This window comes from Ruegeria sp. CDSC068 (assembly GCF_059610545.1).
In genome coordinates, this window is the sequence record NZ_JBXWNV010000006.1 from 95,919 (window position 1) to 114,378 (window position 18,460).

Here is an 18,460-nt window from a genome sequence, read left to right on the forward strand (position 1 = left end):
TTGTCGGATTTATTACAGATTCTGTGCGTCTGCGGCGTGACAGGCTGGAAACGATGTGGTCAACTTCTTACGTGAACCTGAGACACCAACGAAGGAGTATCGCCATGAGCGTGAGCGCACATCTGACCGAACTGAAGAAAAAGCACGAAACTCTCGGTCTTGAAGTTGAACAAGCCCAACGCGCGCCAGGTATCGATGATCTCCATATCGCTCAACTCAAAAAACAAAAACTAAGGCTAAAAGAAGAGATCGAACGCCTGTCAGCCTAGGTTTTCATACTCGCCCGCGCGGCAATGGCCGCGCCGCCAGTAATCAATAGCGCCGCGATCGCCAGACCCCAAGACGGGGCGGCGATCCCGGCCACAGCCAAAGCTAGCGTAGACAACACGGGTGCCGCGTACGACGCCGTCCCCAAGAGTTGTATGTCGCCTTGCTTGACCCCGATATCCCAGACATAGAACGCCAACCCCACCGGCCCCAGGCCCAGTGCGATCACTGACGCCCAGCTAAAGGCACTGTCAGGCCAGACGGTATCTTCGACAACAAGGTGCAGCACACCGGATGCTATGGCAGTCGCAATGCAGAAAACGGCAACAGAGCTGGTTGGTGTATCGCCCAGCCGACGCGACAGGACCGAGTATCCGGACCATGTCAGCGCGCATAACAAGGCCATGGCGTAGCCGGGCAGGTGGTCGGTCTGAAACCCAGTGCTACCTCCACCGGCGATGATCACGGCGGCCCCTGCAAACCCAAGGCACGCGCCGAACAAATGTCCGATGCGCAGGTGTTCGCCCGGCAAAAGCCCGGAAAACAACACGATGAGCAACGGCCAGAGATATGCGATCAGACCCGCCTCGGCCGCCGGGGCCATGCGCAGGGCTGAGAAATATAGCGCGTGATAGCCGAACAACCCGATTGTGCCGAACAGATAGGTGGTCCACGGCACGTCCCGCAATTGCCGCAACCCACCGCTGCGCCAAGTCCAGATCAGGCCAAGTGTTCCACCAATCGAAAAGCAGATTGCATTCAGCAACAGTGGCGGCGTGGGGGATGACCCGACGGTGAACAAGGCCAGCAGCGACCACAGCAAGACGGCGGCAAACCCGATGGCTGTAGCGCGCGATTTGGTCATAGGCTTTGAACCTCTTCGACCGGGATGATGTTGAATTCGTCCGAGATATGCGCGGTCTTTTCGATCTCGGCCATGAACCAGTCGCGGAAGGCGGCGATTTGGGGCCTATTTTCTGCACCCGGCAAGCACAGAAACCGAAACCGGCCTTGTGATTCGATAGCCGTTTTGAACGGAGCAACAAGACGACCCTCTGTCAGATCCTTCAAGATCATCGCCCGACGACCCAGCACCACGCCAACGCCCGCAACCGCAGCATCAATTGCGTGGTCTGCGTTCGAAAAATGCGCCCCATGGGTTGGGGCATAATCCACTCCGACCGCGCGGAACCAGGTCGGCCAATCGCTGGGCGGTTGCAGGAACGCAATCGAATCGTCAAAGATCAGTGGTGCGTCCCGCAGGCTGTCGGGGGTGGGGAATTGCTCGGCTAGATCTGGTGTCATTACCGGGGTCAGCCATTCCTTGCGAACCGGCAGGGAATACAATCCTTCATCCCCACCGTAGCCAAATCGAATGGCGACATCCACGTCATCACGTTCAAGGTCCATGATCCGCAACGTTGCCGAGAATTTCAGGTCAATCTCGGGATGCGCCCGTGCAAATTCATACAGGCGCGGTGCCAGCCACTTGGCTGTCAGTGCCGGGCCTGCTGTCACGGTCAGCGAGGTATCGTTGCCTTGCCGGCGCGCAGCTTGCCACGCCATCTGCAGTGCGGCGAATCCTTCAGCCGCGCCGGGGGCAAGGGCGCGTCCGGCCTCGGTCAGCTCAACCGCCCGGTTCAAGCGGTGAAACAAGGGCCGGCCCAGATGTTCCTCCAGTGATTTGATCTGGAAAGACAGGGCTGCCGGGGTCACGCGTAACTCCTCTGCGGCTTTGGCAAAGGACATGTGGCGTGCTGCGGCGTCGAAGGCACGCAGGGCGGTTAGCGGAGGAAGGTAATCGCTCATCAATACGCAAGAATATCTTAACTGAAACCCAAAGAAAGCTCGTTTGTCGCCTTTCTTGATAAGGCGCATATTGGGTTCAAGTCAAACATAGCTGAACTGAAAGGATGACTGCCATGATCGAAATGACGACCAACCCCGCAGCTGCCCGCGCCTTTCAGCGGGCCCATGCTGAACGTGGCAAGATGATCAAACACGCCCTTATGTGGCTATTCGGTTCCCGCTGAGCGCAGCGCGCGCGTTCTTACGGGATAAAAAAGGGCCGGTCCGAAATGGACCGGCCCGTTGTCTTTTCTACGCTTCAAATCAGACGAAGAATTGCGCACCGTTGGCCGAGATGGTCGAGCCATTGATGAACTGAGAATCGTCGGATGCCAGGAACGCCACGCAGCGCGCGATTTCTTCGGGCTCACCCAGGCGACCTGCTGGGATCTGGCCGATAATGGATTCGCGGACTTTTTCAGGAACAGCCATCACCATCTCGGTTGCGATATAGCCGGGGCAGATCGCGTTGGCGGTAATGCCTGCACGCGCGCCTTCCTGCGCCAGCGATTTCACGATGCCCAGATCGCCTGCTTTGGTCGCGGCATAGTTCACCTGAGCGAACTGGCCCTTCTGACCATTGATCGAGCTGATGACGATGACGCGGCCGAACTTACGCTCGCGCATGCCGTTCCAGACAGGGTGCACTGTGTTGAACACGCCGGTCAGGTTGGTGTCGATTACCTGGTGCCACTGTTCGGGGGTCATCTTGTGGAAGGGTGCGTCGCGAGTGATGCCCGCGTTTGCAACCACGATGTCGATCGCGCCAACCTCGGCTTCGACTTTTTCAATTCCGGCTTTGGATTCGTCATAATCAGCGACGTTCCACTTGTAGGTGGCGATGCCGGTCTCTTCGGTGAACTTCGCGGCGGCTTCGTCGTTCCCCGCATAGGTGGCTGCAACATTGTACCCTTCGGCCTTGAGCGCCTTGGAAATTGCTGCGCCGATGCCGCGGGAGCCGCCGGTAACGAGTGCTGTACGTGCCATTTAGGAATCCTCCAATTAAAGTCGTCTTGGTAATGCTGTTACTTTGAGAGGTGATCGTGCGCAATATTGTTTCGTCATGATTTTCTAAATTCCGCGTGGCAATATCGTCGCATCTTTGGGTTAAGGCCCCAATGTAACAAAAAAGGGCGCCCAAGGGACGCCCTTTTCTATTCGCTTGTCAAAGCACTTAGTCGCGCTCCACGCACAGGGCGACGCCCATGCCGCCGCCGATGCAGAGAGTGGCGAGACCTTTCTTCGCGTCGCGGCGTTTCATTTCGAAGAGCAGCGTGTTCAGAACGCGGCAGCCCGAAGCGCCGATCGGGTGACCGATGGCAATGGCGCCGCCGTTCACGTTCACGATCGACGGATCCCAGCCCATGTCCTTATTCACGGCGCAGGCCTGTGCGGCAAACGCTTCGTTCGCCTCGACCAGATCCAGATCGTCAACGGACCAGCCCGCTTTTTCCAGCGCTTTGCGCGAAGCGTAGATCGGGCCTACGCCCATGATCGACGGGTCCAGACCGGCGGTTGCATAGGATGCGATACGGCCCAGTGGCTCGATTCCGCGCTTTTCAGCATTTTCGGCGGACATTAGCAGGGTCGCCGCCGCGCCGTCATTCAGGCCGGATGCGTTTGCGGCCGTGACCGAACCGTCCTTTGCGAAGGCCGGACGCAGCTTTGCCATCGCTTCCATGGTGGCGCCGTGGCGGATGTATTCGTCAGCGTCCATCACGATGTCGCCCTTGCGGGTCTTGATGGTGAAGGGTGTGATTTCGTCGGCGAACTTGCCAGCCTTTTGCGCGGCTTCAGCCTTGTTCTGCGAAGCGACGGCGAATTCGTCCTGCATGTCACGGCTGATCTGCCATTTCTCGGCGACGTTTTCAGCGGTCTGGCCCATGTGATAGCCATTGAACGCATCCCACAGACCATCGCGGATCATCGTGTCGATGTATTTCATGTCGCCCATCTTTTGACCGGCACGCAGAGCGGCGGCGTGGGGCGAAAGAGTCATGTTTTCCTGACCACCGGCAGCAACGATTTCGGCGTCGCCCAGTTGGATGTGCTGAGCACCCAGAGCCACGGCGCGCAGGCCCGAGCCGCAAACCTGATTGATACTCCAAGCTGCGCTTTCCTGCGGCAGACCAGCGTTGATATGTGCCTGACGGGCGGGGTTCTGACCCTGAGCTGCCGTCAGCACCTGTCCCAGAATGGTTTCGCTGACTTCGCCCTTTTCCACGCCTGCGCGTTCGACTACGGCCTCCAGTACGGCGGCTCCAAGATCATGCGCGGGTGTGTTTGCAAACGAGCCGCCAAAGCTGCCCACTCCGGTGCGCGCGGCGGATGCGATTACTACGTTGGTCATTTAGACAATCCTTTACCGTCAAGGTCCTGCGGGATATTCGACGGCGCGGATCGCACAGAGACAACTCTGTGGCAGTGAGAGCGCCTCATGTTCCCCGCTCCAACTCCACATGGCATAGCGCAACGCTGCAGTTGCAGCAACGGTCAGCTTGCCTCAGGTCGGGTGTGGACCGGCCAAATCACGCTAACTGGCTGTACGCTTGGGTTTTTCCGCCTTCCATGGGGCGGAAACGGTCGGGGGGCCAAACAGGAACCCCTGCAGGCAGTCGACGCCGTTGGCAATTAGGAATTCGGCATCCTTCTGTGTTTCGACTGATTCGGCGGTCACCAGAATCTCGAATTCTCGCGCCACGGCGATCAGGGCCCGTACCAACGCCTGATTGTCCCGATTTTCGCCGATTCCGTGGATGAACTGGCCGTCGATCTTGGCAGCATCAAAGAAAAACTCGCGAAAATTTCGAAAGCTGAAATTGCTGGCCCCAAAGTCGTCAAGCGCAAAGGCGATGCCGCGCGGCTGCAGCCGGTCCATGAAATCGATCACCAGCTCAGGCACCGTCATAGCCGAGCTTTCTGAGATCTCCAAAATCAGCCTTTCGCCGATATTGGGGTCTTTCTTCAGAAACCGTTCTAGTACACGTGACCATCGCGCGTAACCGATCGAGCGGGCAGACATGTTGATGGACAGGCGAATGTCGGGGTTTTTGGTCAGCGTCCGCAATCCCATTTCAAGCGCGACACAGTCCAGTTCGCGCCCGATTGGAGTGTTTTCCAGTTGTGGCATGAACTCGCGCGCGGGGATGACCCGACCGGTTTCATCCAGCACTCTGATGAACCCTTCATAGAAAGCGACGTCATGCTGCCTGTTCGCTTGCATCACAGGTTGAAAGGCCAGTTTGCACTGTTTGTGCTTCACCGCCTCGGTCGCCATTTCAATCGTCGAGGCATCGCGGGATTTGACAGCCGCGTTCAAGGGGCTGTCCCCACCTTCGGGCAAATCTGCCAGTACCTTCTTCCGCATGTGCAACCCGTTTCCCTTAACGCCGCCGGTCCGGTGACGATTTCAGAGGAAAGGTGTGAATCTGCGGTTAAGACAAACGCAATTGATTGAAGTCAGGCTTGGGTCAACGTGTCGTTTCCCAGATGCGTCCCAGCGCTGCAAAGCCACCGACCACCGCACCCATGAACCCCAAAAGCATCATACCAAAGCCCAACGCGACAATCCCCGTCGCGCCTCCAGCCAGCGCCGTCAACATAGCGAGCACCACTCCGGTAAGACCCATAACGGTGGAAAGGGTTGTCAGTCTGGTCATGTTGCCTCCGGTTACTCGCACTGCACACATCGATTGGATATGGGACGTGAGGGCCGGATTTCAAGAATCAGGTCGGATAGGTCGGCGGTATCAGGCCTGTTTTGCTTGCGTGTTGGGCTGTTTGGTGTCGAATTGTTCGAATCCGGGCGTTCCACGATCTTCCGGGTGGCGGTCCAGATGCTTGGCTTTAATCTGTTCGGAATTGTCCCGGCTGCCATCATGGCTGTAGCCGGGGGGGGCAAAGCAATAAGCCAGTCGCTGACGCATTGTCAGGCCCGGTTGTGTCGCGTCGCGCCAAATTCCAACCCATTCGTGAAAGGCCACACGCAGCGGGTTGAAGGTGCCGATATTGTGAACCAGCCCATAGTCGACGCGGTCGTCTTCCTGTTCCGGCACGAAGGTCCCGAACAGCTTGTCCCAGATGATGAAAACGCCGGCATAGTTGCAGTCCAGGTAGCGTGCATTGCGACCATGATGGGCGCGGTGGTGGCTGGGCGTGTTCATCACCGCCTCAAACCAGCGGGGCATTTTGCCAATCGCCTCGGTGTGAATCCAGAACTGATAGATCAGGTTCAGACCACCCACGAACAGCACCATCGCCGGATGGAAACCCAGTAGGATCAGAGGCGCGCGAACTACCATCATGAAGGTAAACGTATAGGTCCATGTCTGACGCAGGGCGGTGGTAAGGTTGTAGTGTTGCGAGCTGTGGTGGTTCACGTGGCTGGCCCAGACCCAGCGAATGCGGTGACCAAAGCGGTGCACCCAGTAATAGCGGAAATCATCCAGCACAAAGCACAGAAGGATAACAGGGATAGAGGTGCCCAGGTTCAGCGGCGTGATCTGCCACAGCCACATGAAGAATGCATAGGCGATAAACCCCAACAGAAAGCCGGATGCGATGTTGCCAGCTCCCATGATCAGCGATGTAACGGCGTCCCGCGTCTCATAGCGGCCGCCGCGTCCTTTGACGGCGATCCACAGAAACTCGGCCAGAATAGCAGCTATGAAAAAGGGGACGGCCCACTGCACGGCGTCCGGGAAAGTCACGTGGTCGGTCATGCGGGCTCCATCAGGTGCTGCCAGTGGCGGCGTTCGCGTTCGTCAAGGTGGATTATGGCCTTGGGCGTTCCGAAGTCGTGGAATTGAACCTCGAACCCTTGCGGGTGATCCAGCAGATCAAAGTCCAGCAGATGCCGGGCCACGGTGTCTGCACCGAAAGACCAAAGCAGACCATTTCCTGTTTCGGTTCGGATCAGGGCCGCGTGCCCGTCATGTGCAACGGTGACATCGATAATCGAATCATCCGGCGCATGGCGTAGCCATTCTGACCACGCCAATTCGGGCGATAGCACGCGCAATCGGGATCTGCCTGTCAGGTGCAGCAACAGGGTTATCCCGGCGATGCCTCCGACCACCAGAACCAATAGAATTTCAAGCGGCATTCCGTCCTCCTGCGCGGCAGAGTGCAAAGCGGCAGGCAGGCTGTCAAAGGTGGCGTCGCGTCAGCTATGTTCCAGACTGTCCAGAACCTCATACTGGACAACTCGCTGGACAAACGGCACCAACCCGTCCGACCCCGAGGCGCGATCCTTTAGGTGGATACAGATATCGGGCCTGCGCGCCGCGATGATGCCCACCATCTCGCCGCGCATCCTGTCATCAAGACCGGCACCCATGATCGCGCAGGCGATGCGCGGCTCTTCGTCCAGCTGCCGTTTGACTTCTTCCTGATCATGCGCGCCAAGCCATTGGATCGGAAGGTGATCCAATTGACGCGCAACATCACCGATCACGTTGGGCAATTTTCCAATCAACAGAACTACCGGTTTCATCGTCGTCTCCCCTTCCTTCAGGTTGCAAACGAAAACCGGCCCATCTGGGCCGGTTTCAGCATAACACAAAACGTTCAGGAAGGCCTGATGCTTCAGCTGTTGCCCTCGACAAGGGTTGAAACGATGGCCTTGGCGCTGTCCGAATTCCACTCGGCATCGCCAATCAATCGAGCAATCTCATTGCCGTCGGGATCCAGAATGACGGTGATTGGCAGGGCGATCACGCCCATTTTGCGTGCAACTGCCGATTGGGGATCCTGATGACGTGGCAGGTTGTCGATGCCGTTTTCCTCGAAGAACTTTTTGATCCCTGCTGGCGAGTTGCGCCCTGTGGCCAGTGTCACGACCTCGAACTTGTCGCCGCCGAATTCTTCTTGCAGCTCTGCGATCTGGGGCATTTCCTTGCGACACGGCGCACACCAGGTGGCCCAGAAGTTCAACAGAACATACTTGCCCTTGTAATCCGCAAGCGTCGCGGTGCCGCCGTCATCCTCAAGCTGAAATTCAACTGCTTCGACTGGCTTTGGCTCTTTGTGCAGGATCAGCCGTTTTAAGGAGTCCTCCCGCAGCGGTGCCAGAGTTTCGGCATCCGTGGCCAAAGCCGCGTTTGCACCCAACGCAAGGGCCATATAAAGGGGGATCAGACGAAATAGGCGCATATCAACTCCGGGTTTTCTTACATGACCGATCAATCTTCGAACCAGATGTGGGGCGGCCGCTTTGCCGCCGGTCCAGACGCGATCATGGAGGCGATCAACGCCTCGATCGGGTTCGATCAGCGGATGGCAGCCCAGGACATTGCAGGCTCGCGTGCCCATGCCGCCATGCTGGCTGCCACAGGTGTTATTACTGATAGTGATGCGCAGGCTATTCGGGAAGGGCTGCTCACCGTTTTGTCAGAAATCCAGAACGGAGAATTTCAGTTCTCGACCGCGCTGGAAGACATCCACATGAATGTCGAGGCGCGCCTGAAAGAGGTGATTGGCGAACCCGCTGGTCGTTTGCATACAGGCCGGTCGCGCAATGATCAGGTGGCGACCGATTTCAAACTTTGGGTCCGCGATCAGTTTGATGCGGCTGAATCCGGCCTGTTGGCTCTGATCCGCGCGCTTTTGGCGCAGGCTGAGGCTGGCGCCGATTGGGTCATGCCCGGCTTTACCCATCTGCAGGTGGCGCAGCCCGTCACATGGGGCCATCACATGATGGCCTATGTCGAGATGTTCGGCCGCGATCTGTCGCGTGTCCGCGACGCACGCGCCCGGATGAACGAATCCCCCTTGGGTGCTGCTGCGCTGGCTGGAACGTCCTTCCCCATCGATCGTCAGATGACGGCTGAGGCGCTGGGCTTTGACCGTCCTGCGGCGAACTCGCTGGATGCGGTCAGCGACCGTGATTTTGCGCTGGAATTCCTGTCGACTGCCTCGATCTGCGCCGTCCACCTGTCGCGTTTTGCCGAAGAGCTGGTGATCTGGTCCTCGGCCCAGTTCCGGTTTGTGACGCTGTCGGATCGGTTCTCGACCGGGTCCTCGATCATGCCGCAGAAAAAGAACCCTGATGCGGCCGAACTGATCCGGGCCAAGGTGGGCCGCATCTATGGCGCCAACACGGCACTGATGATGGTGATGAAAGGCCTGCCATTGGCCTATTCCAAGGACATGCAGGAAGACAAGGAACAAGTGTTTGACGCCGCCGATAACTGGATGCTGGCGCTGGCGGCGATGGAGGGCATGGTCAAGGACATGACCGCCAACCGCGACAGCATGGCCGCCGCAGCTGGGTCCGGGTTTTCAACCGCCACCGATCTGGCCGACTGGCTGGTTCGGGTGCTGGGCCTCCCATTCCGCGATGCGCACCATGTGACCGGATCGCTGGTGGCGATGGCCGAAAGTAAGGGCTGTGATCTGCCGGACCTGTCGCTTGAGGACATGCAATCGGTTCATGCGGACATCACGGATGATGTCTTTTCTGTTCTTACGGTCGAAAACTCGGTAAACTCGCGCCAATCCTATGGTGGCACTGCACCGGATCAGGTGCGTGCCCAGGTCAAGCGGTGGAAGGCGCTGGTGTGATGCAGATACTACGTGTGGTCCTACTATTCGCGGCCGGGGTTGCCCTGGCAGGCTGCGGAGCGGATGGCGAACCCATCCAACCCACGATGAGCGCAAATATCGGTGTCGGCAGCAGCGGCACGTATGGCGGTGTCGGGGTCGGCCTGCGACGCGGTGGGCTGGGCGTTTTCCTGGGGCTGTAATCGTCGATGGCAATCTCGCATAACCATGCCTATTTGAACGGCATAGTGGCCGAGTGCCAAATTCAAAAAAGAAGTCAAGACAATGAAAATCATCGGCCTGATCCTCTCGCTTGTCGTACTGGCAGCTTGCGACCCAACATATAAACCCCGCCCCGAGCCCGCAGAGACATCAACCGGGAACGGCATCAAAATCTCGGGCTATGGCCGGGTCGGTGTTTCCACATCGAACTGATCTTGCGCGGAATCCATTGATCCGCGTGGCCATTTTGGTCTAAGCGCGCAGTCATGGATCACTTTCTCTACCGCGACGGCGCGCTATACGCCGAGGATGTCCCGATTTCCGAAATCGCAGCTGCGGTCGGAACACCATTCTATGTTTACTCCACCGCGACGTTTTTGCGGCATTTCCAGCTTTTCGATGATGCGCTGGACGGCATGGATCATCTGGTCTGTTATGCGATGAAGGCGGCCAGCAATCAGGCGATCCTGAAGACACTGGCACAGGCCGGTGCGGGAATGGACGTGGTCTCGGGCGGGGAATATCTGCGTGCCAAGGCAGCCGGCGTGCCAGGCGACAAGATCGTGTTCTCGGGCGTTGGTAAGACTGCGGATGAGATCCGCGCTGCGCTGAGCGGTGGTATCCGCCAGTTCAACGTCGAATCCGAACCCGAGATGGAAGTGATCAACGCCATCGCGTTGGAGCTGGGAGTGGTCGCACCAATCACCGTTCGGGTGAACCCGGACGTAGACGCCAAGACCCATGCCAAGATCGCGACTGGCAAGTCTGAGAACAAGTTTGGGATTCCGATCGCACGCGCATCTGAGGTTTATGCCCACGCAGCCAGCCTTCCGGGGCTGGAGGTGATCGGTATCGACGTCCATATCGGCTCGCAACTGACCGAGTTAGAGCCGTTCGAGCTGGCCTACACCAAAGTCGCCGAACTTACCGAAAAGTTGCGGTCCGAGGGACACAATATCCGCCGCCTTGATCTGGGCGGGGGATTGGGCATTCCATACACCCGCGCGAATGACGCACCGCCCTTGCCGGTGGAATATGGCGCGTTGATCAAGAAAACGCTGGGCCATCTGGGCTGTGAGATCGAGATCGAACCAGGCCGCCTGATTGCCGGAAACGCCGGTCTGATGGTCAGCAAGGTAATTTACGTGAAATCCGGCGAGGGCCGTGATTTTCTGATCCTCGACGGGGCTATGAACGACCTGATCCGCCCGGCGATGTACGAGGCGCATCACGATATTGTGGCCGTGCAAGAATCCGCCCCGGGTGTTGAACAGCAACCCTATGACATTGTCGGCCCGGTTTGCGAAAGCGGTGATACTTTTGCCAAGGAACGCAATATGCCGCCGCTGGTACCGGGCGATCTGGTCGCATTCCGCAGCGCCGGGGCCTATGGCGCAGTTATGTCCAGCGAATACAATACCCGCCCCCTGATCCCCGAGGTTCTGGTGCATGGGGATCAATTTGCAGTTATTCGTGAACGGCCAAGCTTTGACGAAATCATAAACCGCGATACCATACCCGAGTGGCTTTGACGCGATAACCGCGCGGGCCCGCTCAGGAGGCCTGCCTTGACCGCAAGACATAACCTGCCGATTCCAAGACTTTCCCTGTGGCTGACACACGCAGGGATGCTGGCCGAGCAGTTTTTGCGCGCGTTTTGGCCCTTTTTCTCGGTTTTGATGGCAATTCTGGCGGCTTTGATGCTGGGCTTGCAGGACGAGGTCCGCGTTGAAATCGTCTGGGGCGTGGGCGCTGTCGCACTGTTGGGGCTGGCCGCTACGCTGATTGTTGGTGCAAGGCGATTCCATTTCCCTTCACGGGCCGAAGCGCTGATGCGGCTGGATGCGGCGATGCCGGGACGGCCTATCCAAGCTTTGATAGATGATCAGGCCATCGGCGCGATGGACGCGGATTCTGTCGCGTTGTGGCGTGCGCACAAGAATAGGATGGCGCGACGTGTTGCGCAGGCCGAACCTGTCAAACCCGATTTGCGGCTGGCGGATCGCGACCCTTATGCGCTGCGCTATTCGGCGTTGCTGGCGCTGGTGATCGCGGCGATGTTCGGGTCGTTCTGGCGCATCGGCTCGGTGGCCGAGATGACGCCGGGCGCCGCCGTGGCAGGGCAAGGTCCAAGCTGGGAAGGCTGGGTTGAGCCGCCCCGTTACACCGGGCTACCGACGCTGTATCTGGCTGATCAATCCGATCCGACGTTGTCCGTTCCGCAGGGCAGTCGTATCACTCTTCGCTTCTACGGGGAAATCGGCGCGCACAGTTTGACGGAAACCACCACGCCTTTGGGCACTGAGGCGGCCACCGAGCCGGAGCAGGATTTTGTCGTCGAACGCTCGGGCCAGTTCAAAATCGACGGCCCATCGGGCCGCGACTGGGCGCTGAACGTTATTGCGGATACCCGCCCACAGGTGGCCGTGGCCGGTTCCGCCGAGTCCGAGGCCGGCGGTCAGATGAAACTGCCATTTGCTGCCAGCGATGATTATGGCGTGGTATCCGGCTCGGCTGTGATCGAATTGGATCTGGCCTCAGTCGACCGGCAGTATGGTCTGACGGCTGCGCCTGAGCCGCGCGAGGTCATAACGGTTGAACTGCCCATGCCGATCACCGGCGACCGGGCGGATTTCACCGAAGATCTTATCGAGGATTTTTCACAGCATCCATGGGCGCATTTGCCGGTAAAAATCACTTTGATGGCCCGAGACGCGGCGGATCAAGAGGGGCAATCCGAGCCTTATGCGACTGCGCTGCCCGCCCGTCGGTTCTTTGATCCGCTGGCGGCTGCCGTAATCGAACAGCGCCGCGATCTACTGTGGACGCGCGAAAACGCGACCCGGGTTTCGCAGATGCTGCGGGCGGTATCGCACCTGCCCGAAGAGCTTTTCCGGTCCGACACCGCCTATCTGCGCTTGCGCGTGATCCTACGCCGGTTGGAAATGTTCAACGAGTACGGCCTGAAACAGGAACAGCAGGCAGAAATCGCCGAGGCGCTTTGGGAGCTAGGCGTTCTGATAGAAGACGGCACCCTTGCCGACGCGCTGGAACGCATGCGCCGGGCGCAGGAACGTCTGACCGAGGCGATGAAAAACGGTGCCACCGATGAAGAGATCGCCGAGTTGATGCAGGAATTGCGCGAGGCAACACAGGACTACATGCGCCAATTGCAGCGTCTGGCGCAGGAAAACGGCGATTTCGACGAGAACCAGCAAGGTCAGGACGGCGAGTCCATGCAAATGACGCAGGACGATCTGCAGCGCATGATGGACCGAATTCAGCAGTTGATGGAACAGGGCCGCATGGCCGAGGCGCAGCAAGCGCTGGAAGAGTTCCAGCAGATGATGGAGAATATGCGCGTTACCCAGGGCCAGGGTCAGGGACAACAGTCCGAAGGCCAGCAGGCGATGGAAGGATTGGCCGAAACTCTGCGCGAACAGCAGGGTCTGAGCGATCAAGCCTTCCGTGATCTGCAGGAACAGTTCAACCCCGGCGCGCAAGCCGGCGAAAGCCAGGGCAACGAAGGCCGCTCGGGTGGGCAGGGCCGGGGCCAGAGCCACGAAGGACAAGGCGGTCAGGGTCAGGGTCAGGGGACTGACGAACAGGGCAGCGGCAGCCAGCAAGGCCAGGGGTCACTTGCAGATCGCCAACAGGCTTTACGCGATGAGCTGAACCGCCAGCAGCAAGGATTGCCCGGAACCGGAACCCCCGAAGGTGACGCCGCGCGCGATGCGCTGGACCGTGCCGGGCGCGCGATGGAGGGTGCCGAAGAAGCCCTGCGCGGCGATGATCTGGCCGAAGCAATCGACCAACAGTCCGAAGCGATGGAAGCCCTGCGCGAGGGCATGCGATCCCTGGGCGAAGCGCTGGCACAAAACCAGCAGAACCAGCCGGGCCAAGGTTCGCAGGAAGGCGACATGCAAGCCGACAACCGTGATCCGCTGGGCCGCAGCCCGGGGGCCAATGGCACAATCTCGACCGATGAAAACCTGCTGCAGGGTGAAGATGTCTATCGCCGCGCCCGCGAGTTGCTGGACGAAATCCGTCGCCGGACTGGGGAATCGGATCGCCCCCAGATCGAACTTGAATACCTTAAACGCCTGTTAGAGAGGTTCTGATCTAAGTCAGTTCTGAGAGGTGCCAGACCCGGTCTGTGCCTCAAGCCACAAACGCGCCTGATCCACCAGAGAGACATAGCTGTTGAGAACCGGATCAGCCTGCGGCACCGCTTCGGAAATCTTCTGAGAATTGCTGTAGATCAGCAACAGGATCACGCCGATAATCAGAATCAGCAGGAACCCGCGCCGGAATCCGCCAGACTTGCGCGGTGGGGGCATGTCTTCGTCCAGCTTTGGCAGGGGGTCGTCGCTGCGTAGGCTGGAATTGATTGCCTCGACGTCCGGCAACGCGTCTTTCTGACCGAAATCCTTTGCGGTTTCTGTCGCGATCAGGTCCTTAGCGGCTTTTTCCACTTCGGGCGGCGCGTCGAGTGCCAAATCGGTCTGCGTCTCAAGGCTACCGCCTTCGTGGGCGCGCAGGTCTGCTTCGCGGGCCGCTTCTTCCTTGAGGATGTTGGCAACCGCCGGGTCGACATTGCCGGTCGAGGAAGCTGCGGCAGGTTCGGGCTCTGATTTGGGCTCTTCGACAGGTTTCGCGACAATCTCTGGCGTTTCCGCCTTTGCCGCGGGTTCGTCCGCGGGCGGTTCCGGCTTTACCGGTTCAGATGCAGTTTCGGGGTATTTGGCCTGAAACCAAGTCTTTTCGCAGTTGGAACACTGCACATCGCGGCCTTCCTCGGGAATGACCTCGTCTGGCACTTCGTACTGAGCACCACAATTCGGACAAGTAAGACGCATGCTGCCTCCCGGTCGGGGGCCCGACCTGATAATAGTTTTTTCAGGGATGTTATTCCGTTAAGACCTGACCGCAAAGGGTGTTTTCGGTTTCACACGGCAAGTGTCACCAATTCGACCCGGTGCAGGCATTGAAACCACAACCGCGCTCGGGCAAGAAGGGCGGCAACAATAATTGGGGGCCCTTGTGATCGAGCTGGAAAACGTCAGCTACACCTATGGTGATGGTGAGTTGCTAAGCGACGTGTCGCTTCAGTTGCAGCCGGGGTCGTTCCATTTTCTGACTGGTCCGTCGGGTGCGGGCAAGACGACCTTGCTCAAGCTATGTTATGGCGCGTTGCTGGCCACATCAGGACGGATGACCGCATTTGAGCAGGACATTGCACGCCTGGACCGAGATCAGATGGCGCTGCTGCGTCGCCGGATCGGGGTCGTGCATCAGGATTGCCGATTTCTGGACCATATGACCTTGGCTGAAAACGTCGCTTTACCATTGATGGTGTCCGGCAAAGGCGAGAATGCGCAGAAAGAAGACCTGCTGGAATTGCTGAACTGGGTCGGGCTGGGCACACGGCTCGATGCGCTTCCGCCGGAGCTTTCCGGGGGTGAGCGTCAGCGCGCAGCTTTGGCGCGGGCGGTTATCTTGTCGCCGGACGTTGTGCTGGCCGATGAGCCGACCGGCAATGTGGATTGGGAAATGTCCCAGCGATTGCTGCGCCTGCTGGTCGAGTTGAACAAGATGGGCAAGACCGTGCTGATCGCGACCCATGACCTGAGCCTGATCCGCGCGGCCAAAAGCCAGGTTCAGGCCCGTGTCCTTCGGATATCGCAGCGCCAGATTCAATTGGCGGGGGCGGATCTATGAACAAGGGCACCATCCGCAGCATGCTGGTGCGCGACAAACGCGCAGATCGGGTTGTTCCACCATCCGGCTACACGGCGCAGCTGACACTGTTCGTTTCTGGCGCGATGGCCTTTCTGGCCGTTTTCGCGCTTGCCTTGTCGCTGGCATCAGGCCGGCTGGCCGACCGTTGGGCATCGGAACTAGCAGGGGCTGCCACTTTGCGTATAAACGCGCCCGCCGAACAGCTTTCCGCCCAGACCGAGGCCGCGCTGACCGTGCTGGCCCAAACCCCAGGCGTTGCGTCGGCACGCGCCCTGACCGCCGAGGAACAGGTCGCGCTTTTGTCCCCGTGGTTCGGTCCTGATTTGCCGCTGGATACGCTGCCTATTCCGCAACTGATAGAAATCATCGAGGGCGAACCGGGTCTAGATACCGCTGGCTTGCGCTTGCGACTTGGCGCCGAAGTGCCCGGCGCCGTGCTGGACGACCATTCACGCTGGCGCGAGCCGCTGGTCGAGGCGGCAAACTCGCTGCGGCGATTGGGCTGGGTGTCTATCCTGCTGATTGGCGGCGCAACGGCGGCGATGATCACGCTGGCGGCCAATGCCTCACTGGCGGCCAATGCCCAAATCATCGAAGTCCTGCGCCTTGTCGGTGCCCGTGATCGTTTTATCGCCAGCGCATTTGTACGGCGGTTCACATATCGCGCTTTCTTCGGTGCGCTGGTCGGCGTGCTGTTCGGCATGACCGGTGTTCTGCTGTTGCCCGAAGCCTCAGTTGAAGGCGGGTTTCTGACCGGATTGGGTTTTCAGGGGGTTGGCTGGCTGTTGCCTGCGCTGATACCTCTGCTGGGGGCTGCGGTGGCGTTCTTGGCCACCTGGACAGCGGCCGTGCGCAAATTGAAGGAGCTTTCGTGATGGCTACAGCGATCCAATGGGTGCGCTCTTTGATCTTCATGATCGTGATTTATGCGTGGATGCTGATCCTTGGTATCGTTTTCGCGCCCTACGCGCTGTTTACCAAACGCGGGGCTTTGCAGGCATGTAAAACCTACGCGCGATCGACGATCTGGTTGGCCAGCTGGATGGTTGGCATCCGTTGTGAGGTTCGCGGAAACGTTCCAGTGGACGAGGTCGTGATCGGAGCCAAACACCAGTCCTTTCTGGACATCATCATGATCTTCAGCGCCATTCCGCACGGCAAGTTCATTATGAAAAGGGAACTGCTGTATACCCCGGTTATTGGTCTCTATGCCCGTCGCCTTGGGTGTATACCGGTTGATCGCGGCAGAAAGGGTGCTGCTGTCGCCAAGATGGTCAAAGACGTGGCTAAAGAGTTCTCTGAGCCCGGGCAGCTTGTGATTTACCCGCAGGGCACACGCGTCGCACCGGGGGCGAAGAAACCTTACAAAGTTGGGACGGCAGTTCTGTATGAAGGACTGGGCTTTCCTTGTGTGCCGGTTGCGACGAATGCTGGTGTTTTCTGGCCGCGTACCGGGGTTATGCGCAAACCTGGTCTTGCAATCGTCGACTTTCTTGACCCGATCGAACCGGGTGTGGGGCGGGATCAATTTCTTGGACGTCTGGAAGACGTGATCGAAACACGATCCAATGCATTGATGCGAGAAGTGGGGTTTGAACCGGATGGAGCTCATTAAGAACATCGAAACGCTTGAGGCGCTCTACGGCACACCGGGCGCGCCTTCACTGCGCAAAGTGGCCAGACAGCTCACTCCGCTTTATCGCAAATGGATCATGGCGTCGCGCCTGTGCATCCTCAGCACCGTTGGGCCCGAGGGTGTCGATGGCAGCCCGCGAGGTGACGACGGCCCGGTTGTAGTGGAACTTGATCCGCACACACTGGCGATGCCTGACTGGCGCGGAAATAACCGGCTGGACAGCCTGCGCAATATCGTGCGCGACCCACGAGTGTCGTTGATGTTCATGGTGCCGGGGTCCAACAGTGTCGTGCGATTGAATGGAACGGCGCATGTGACGGCTGATGAAAATTTGCGCGCGCAGTTCGAAAAGCAGGGCAAAAAACCAGCAACAGTAATCGTTATAGAAATCACTGAGATTTACACCCAATGCGCCCGTGCCTTGATGCGGGCCCGTACTTGGGTCAGTGCCGACGAGACCGCGCATGTGCCGACCGTCGGTGAAATCCTCGCCGAGGCGTCGGACGGCGAGGAAGGCGGCACGCAATATGATCAGGAATGGGGTGCGCGCGCCGCGAAGACGATGTGGTAGGCGCGGGATCAGGCTGCCGCGGCACCGATCCGGGCTACCTTTGATATCCAGCGGTCCACGCTGCCAGGTTTGGGATAACTGGCGCCCGCAAAATAAGTGAACCGGGTCGGTTTGAAACCGACAAATCCCAGAATCTGATCGCGGATCTGGCGGATCAGTGCTTGCCTGTAAATGAAACGCATGAACCAACCCGGCGTGTCAGAGGTAAGGATGACCCGCGCCGTGCGTCCTGTCAGCATAGGTGCTGGAAAGCCGATCCTTGTTGTATTTCGCGTGTCGAAGGTGCGTCCGGGGATGAATGCCCGGTCAATCAAACCTTTCAGCTTGGCCGGCAAGCCGCCCCACCACATCGGTGCTGTCAGGACAAGGTGTTCGCTCCATTCAAAATCCTGCAGCACTTGTTCCAATGCGGGTTCCAACGGTTTGAAGTCCTCATAGTTTCCCTGACCGAAGTCATGGTCAAACTGCAAGTCGCTCAGGTGAATCATGCGAACGTCGTGCCCCTGTCGTTTGGCCGCGTCGGCATAGGTTTCTGCAAATGTCCGGGACAGGCTGCTTTCGCCTGGGTGTCCATCGAGGATCAGGATTTTCTTAGGTTGCATCGCGAATCTCCAAAAATGACCGTGGTCAGT

At 58.8% G+C, this 18,460-nt stretch carries 22 protein-coding genes; 10 read left to right on the forward strand and 12 right to left on the reverse strand.

Annotated features, from left to right (window positions below; genetic code table 11):
* Positions 1–104 precede the first annotated feature (104 nt).
* On the forward strand, positions 105–269 hold the full coding sequence (locus AC2FID_RS13585) for a YdcH family protein (protein WP_082649277.1): 165 nt from the start codon (positions 105–107) through the stop codon (positions 267–269).
* Here the strand turns inward: AC2FID_RS13585 and yddG are convergent.
* From yddG to AC2FID_RS13635, 10 genes are all read right to left on the reverse strand, one after another.
* On the reverse strand, positions 266–1,132 hold the full coding sequence (gene yddG, locus AC2FID_RS13590) for an aromatic amino acid exporter YddG (RefSeq protein WP_496837269.1): 867 nt from the start codon (positions 1,130–1,132) through the stop codon (positions 266–268). The genes AC2FID_RS13585 and yddG overlap by 4 nt on opposite strands.
* Positions 1,129–2,076 (reverse strand): transcriptional regulator GcvA, encoded by a 948-nt coding sequence (locus AC2FID_RS13595; protein ID WP_496837271.1) that lies wholly within the window; start codon positions 2,074–2,076, stop codon positions 1,129–1,131. Before AC2FID_RS13595 ends, yddG begins: the two co-directional genes overlap by 4 nt.
* Positions 2,077–2,379: 303 nt before the next feature.
* Positions 2,380–3,102 (reverse strand): acetoacetyl-CoA reductase, encoded by a 723-nt coding sequence (phbB, locus tag AC2FID_RS13600; protein ID WP_109312925.1) that lies wholly within the window; start codon positions 3,100–3,102, stop codon positions 2,380–2,382.
* A 187-nt stretch (positions 3,103–3,289) separates the two neighbouring features.
* Positions 3,290–4,465, reverse strand: a complete 1,176-nt coding sequence (locus AC2FID_RS13605; RefSeq protein ID WP_496837272.1) for an acetyl-CoA C-acetyltransferase — start codon at positions 4,463–4,465, stop codon at positions 3,290–3,292.
* 183 nt (positions 4,466–4,648) lie between these two features.
* Positions 4,649–5,482 carry an EAL domain-containing protein gene (locus tag AC2FID_RS13610; RefSeq protein ID WP_496761081.1) on the reverse strand — a complete coding sequence of 278 codons (834 nt, stop codon included), beginning with the start codon at positions 5,480–5,482 and terminating at the stop codon, positions 4,649–4,651.
* A gap of 103 nt (positions 5,483–5,585) precedes the next feature.
* The gene (locus AC2FID_RS13615; RefSeq protein WP_282120095.1) at positions 5,586–5,774 is read right to left on the reverse strand and encodes a hypothetical protein; all 189 of its coding nucleotides are present in this window, start codon (positions 5,772–5,774) and stop codon (positions 5,586–5,588) included.
* A 90-nt stretch (positions 5,775–5,864) separates the two neighbouring features.
* Positions 5,865–6,836 carry a sterol desaturase family protein gene (locus tag AC2FID_RS13620; RefSeq protein WP_058278810.1) on the reverse strand — a complete coding sequence of 324 codons (972 nt, stop codon included), beginning with the start codon at positions 6,834–6,836 and terminating at the stop codon, positions 5,865–5,867.
* Positions 6,833–7,219, reverse strand: coding sequence for a hypothetical protein (locus AC2FID_RS13625; RefSeq protein WP_472722833.1), 387 nt, complete (start codon positions 7,217–7,219; stop codon positions 6,833–6,835). Before AC2FID_RS13625 ends, AC2FID_RS13620 begins: the two co-directional genes overlap by 4 nt.
* A 60-nt stretch (positions 7,220–7,279) precedes the next feature.
* A complete protein-coding gene (locus tag AC2FID_RS13630; RefSeq protein WP_496738895.1) occupies positions 7,280–7,609 on the reverse strand; it encodes a hypothetical protein in 330 nt (109 codons plus the stop codon).
* A 92-nt stretch (positions 7,610–7,701) separates the two neighbouring features.
* Positions 7,702–8,268, reverse strand: a complete 567-nt coding sequence (locus AC2FID_RS13635; RefSeq protein ID WP_058273552.1) for a TlpA disulfide reductase family protein — start codon at positions 8,266–8,268, stop codon at positions 7,702–7,704.
* A gap of 21 nt (positions 8,269–8,289) precedes the next feature.
* On the opposite strand from AC2FID_RS13635, the gene argH reads away from it, so the two are divergent.
* The 5 genes from argH (at position 8,290) to AC2FID_RS13660 (ending at position 14,000) form a co-directional block, all read left to right on the forward strand.
* Positions 8,290–9,678 carry an argininosuccinate lyase gene (argH, locus tag AC2FID_RS13640; RefSeq protein WP_496837276.1) on the forward strand — a complete coding sequence of 463 codons (1,389 nt, stop codon included), beginning with the start codon at positions 8,290–8,292 and terminating at the stop codon, positions 9,676–9,678.
* Positions 9,678–9,860, forward strand: coding sequence for an argininosuccinate lyase (locus AC2FID_RS13645; protein WP_496837278.1), 183 nt, complete (start codon positions 9,678–9,680; stop codon positions 9,858–9,860). Before argH ends, AC2FID_RS13645 begins: the two co-directional genes overlap by 1 nt.
* 82 nt (positions 9,861–9,942) lie before the next feature.
* Positions 9,943–10,092: a hypothetical protein gene (locus AC2FID_RS13650; RefSeq protein WP_186437433.1), complete on the forward strand. Its 150-nt coding sequence runs from the start codon at positions 9,943–9,945 to the stop codon at positions 10,090–10,092.
* A 53-nt stretch (positions 10,093–10,145) separates the two neighbouring features.
* Entirely contained in the window at positions 10,146–11,411 is a 1,266-nt protein-coding gene (lysA, locus tag AC2FID_RS13655) for a diaminopimelate decarboxylase (RefSeq protein ID WP_496837280.1), read from the forward strand.
* A gap of 36 nt (positions 11,412–11,447) precedes the next feature.
* Positions 11,448–14,000, forward strand: coding sequence for a TIGR02302 family protein (locus AC2FID_RS13660; protein WP_496837282.1), 2,553 nt, complete (start codon positions 11,448–11,450; stop codon positions 13,998–14,000).
* A 6-nt stretch (positions 14,001–14,006) separates the two neighbouring features.
* On the opposite strand, the gene AC2FID_RS13665 is transcribed toward AC2FID_RS13660, so the two are convergent.
* Positions 14,007–14,738 (reverse strand): zinc-ribbon domain-containing protein, encoded by a 732-nt coding sequence (locus tag AC2FID_RS13665; RefSeq protein ID WP_282120100.1) that lies wholly within the window; start codon positions 14,736–14,738, stop codon positions 14,007–14,009.
* Positions 14,739–14,922: 184 nt separating this feature from the next.
* Here AC2FID_RS13665 and AC2FID_RS13670 point away from each other — a divergent pair, with 184 nt between their 5' ends.
* The 4 genes from AC2FID_RS13670 to AC2FID_RS13685 are packed head-to-tail and all read left to right on the forward strand — an operon-like array spanning position 14,923 to position 17,828.
* Positions 14,923–15,600, forward strand: coding sequence for a cell division ATP-binding protein FtsE (locus AC2FID_RS13670; protein WP_058273548.1), 678 nt, complete (start codon positions 14,923–14,925; stop codon positions 15,598–15,600).
* A complete protein-coding gene (locus AC2FID_RS13675; RefSeq protein ID WP_282120101.1) occupies positions 15,597–16,496 on the forward strand; it encodes a cell division protein FtsX in 900 nt (299 codons plus the stop codon). Before AC2FID_RS13670 ends, AC2FID_RS13675 begins: the two co-directional genes overlap by 4 nt.
* Complete coding sequence (locus AC2FID_RS13680) at positions 16,496–17,236, forward strand: lysophospholipid acyltransferase family protein (protein WP_496734331.1); 741 nt, start codon at positions 16,496–16,498, stop codon at positions 17,234–17,236. The genes AC2FID_RS13675 and AC2FID_RS13680 overlap by 1 nt, the downstream gene beginning before the upstream one ends.
* On the forward strand, positions 17,223–17,828 hold the full coding sequence (locus AC2FID_RS13685; RefSeq protein ID WP_496837285.1) for a pyridoxamine 5'-phosphate oxidase family protein: 606 nt from the start codon (positions 17,223–17,225) through the stop codon (positions 17,826–17,828). The genes AC2FID_RS13680 and AC2FID_RS13685 overlap by 14 nt, the downstream gene beginning before the upstream one ends.
* A gap of 8 nt (positions 17,829–17,836) precedes the next feature.
* Here AC2FID_RS13685 and AC2FID_RS13690 read toward each other — a convergent pair whose 3' ends face one another.
* Positions 17,837–18,430 (reverse strand): NAD(P)H-dependent oxidoreductase, encoded by a 594-nt coding sequence (locus tag AC2FID_RS13690; protein ID WP_496837287.1) that lies wholly within the window; start codon positions 18,428–18,430, stop codon positions 17,837–17,839.
* Positions 18,431–18,460 lie beyond the last annotated feature (30 nt).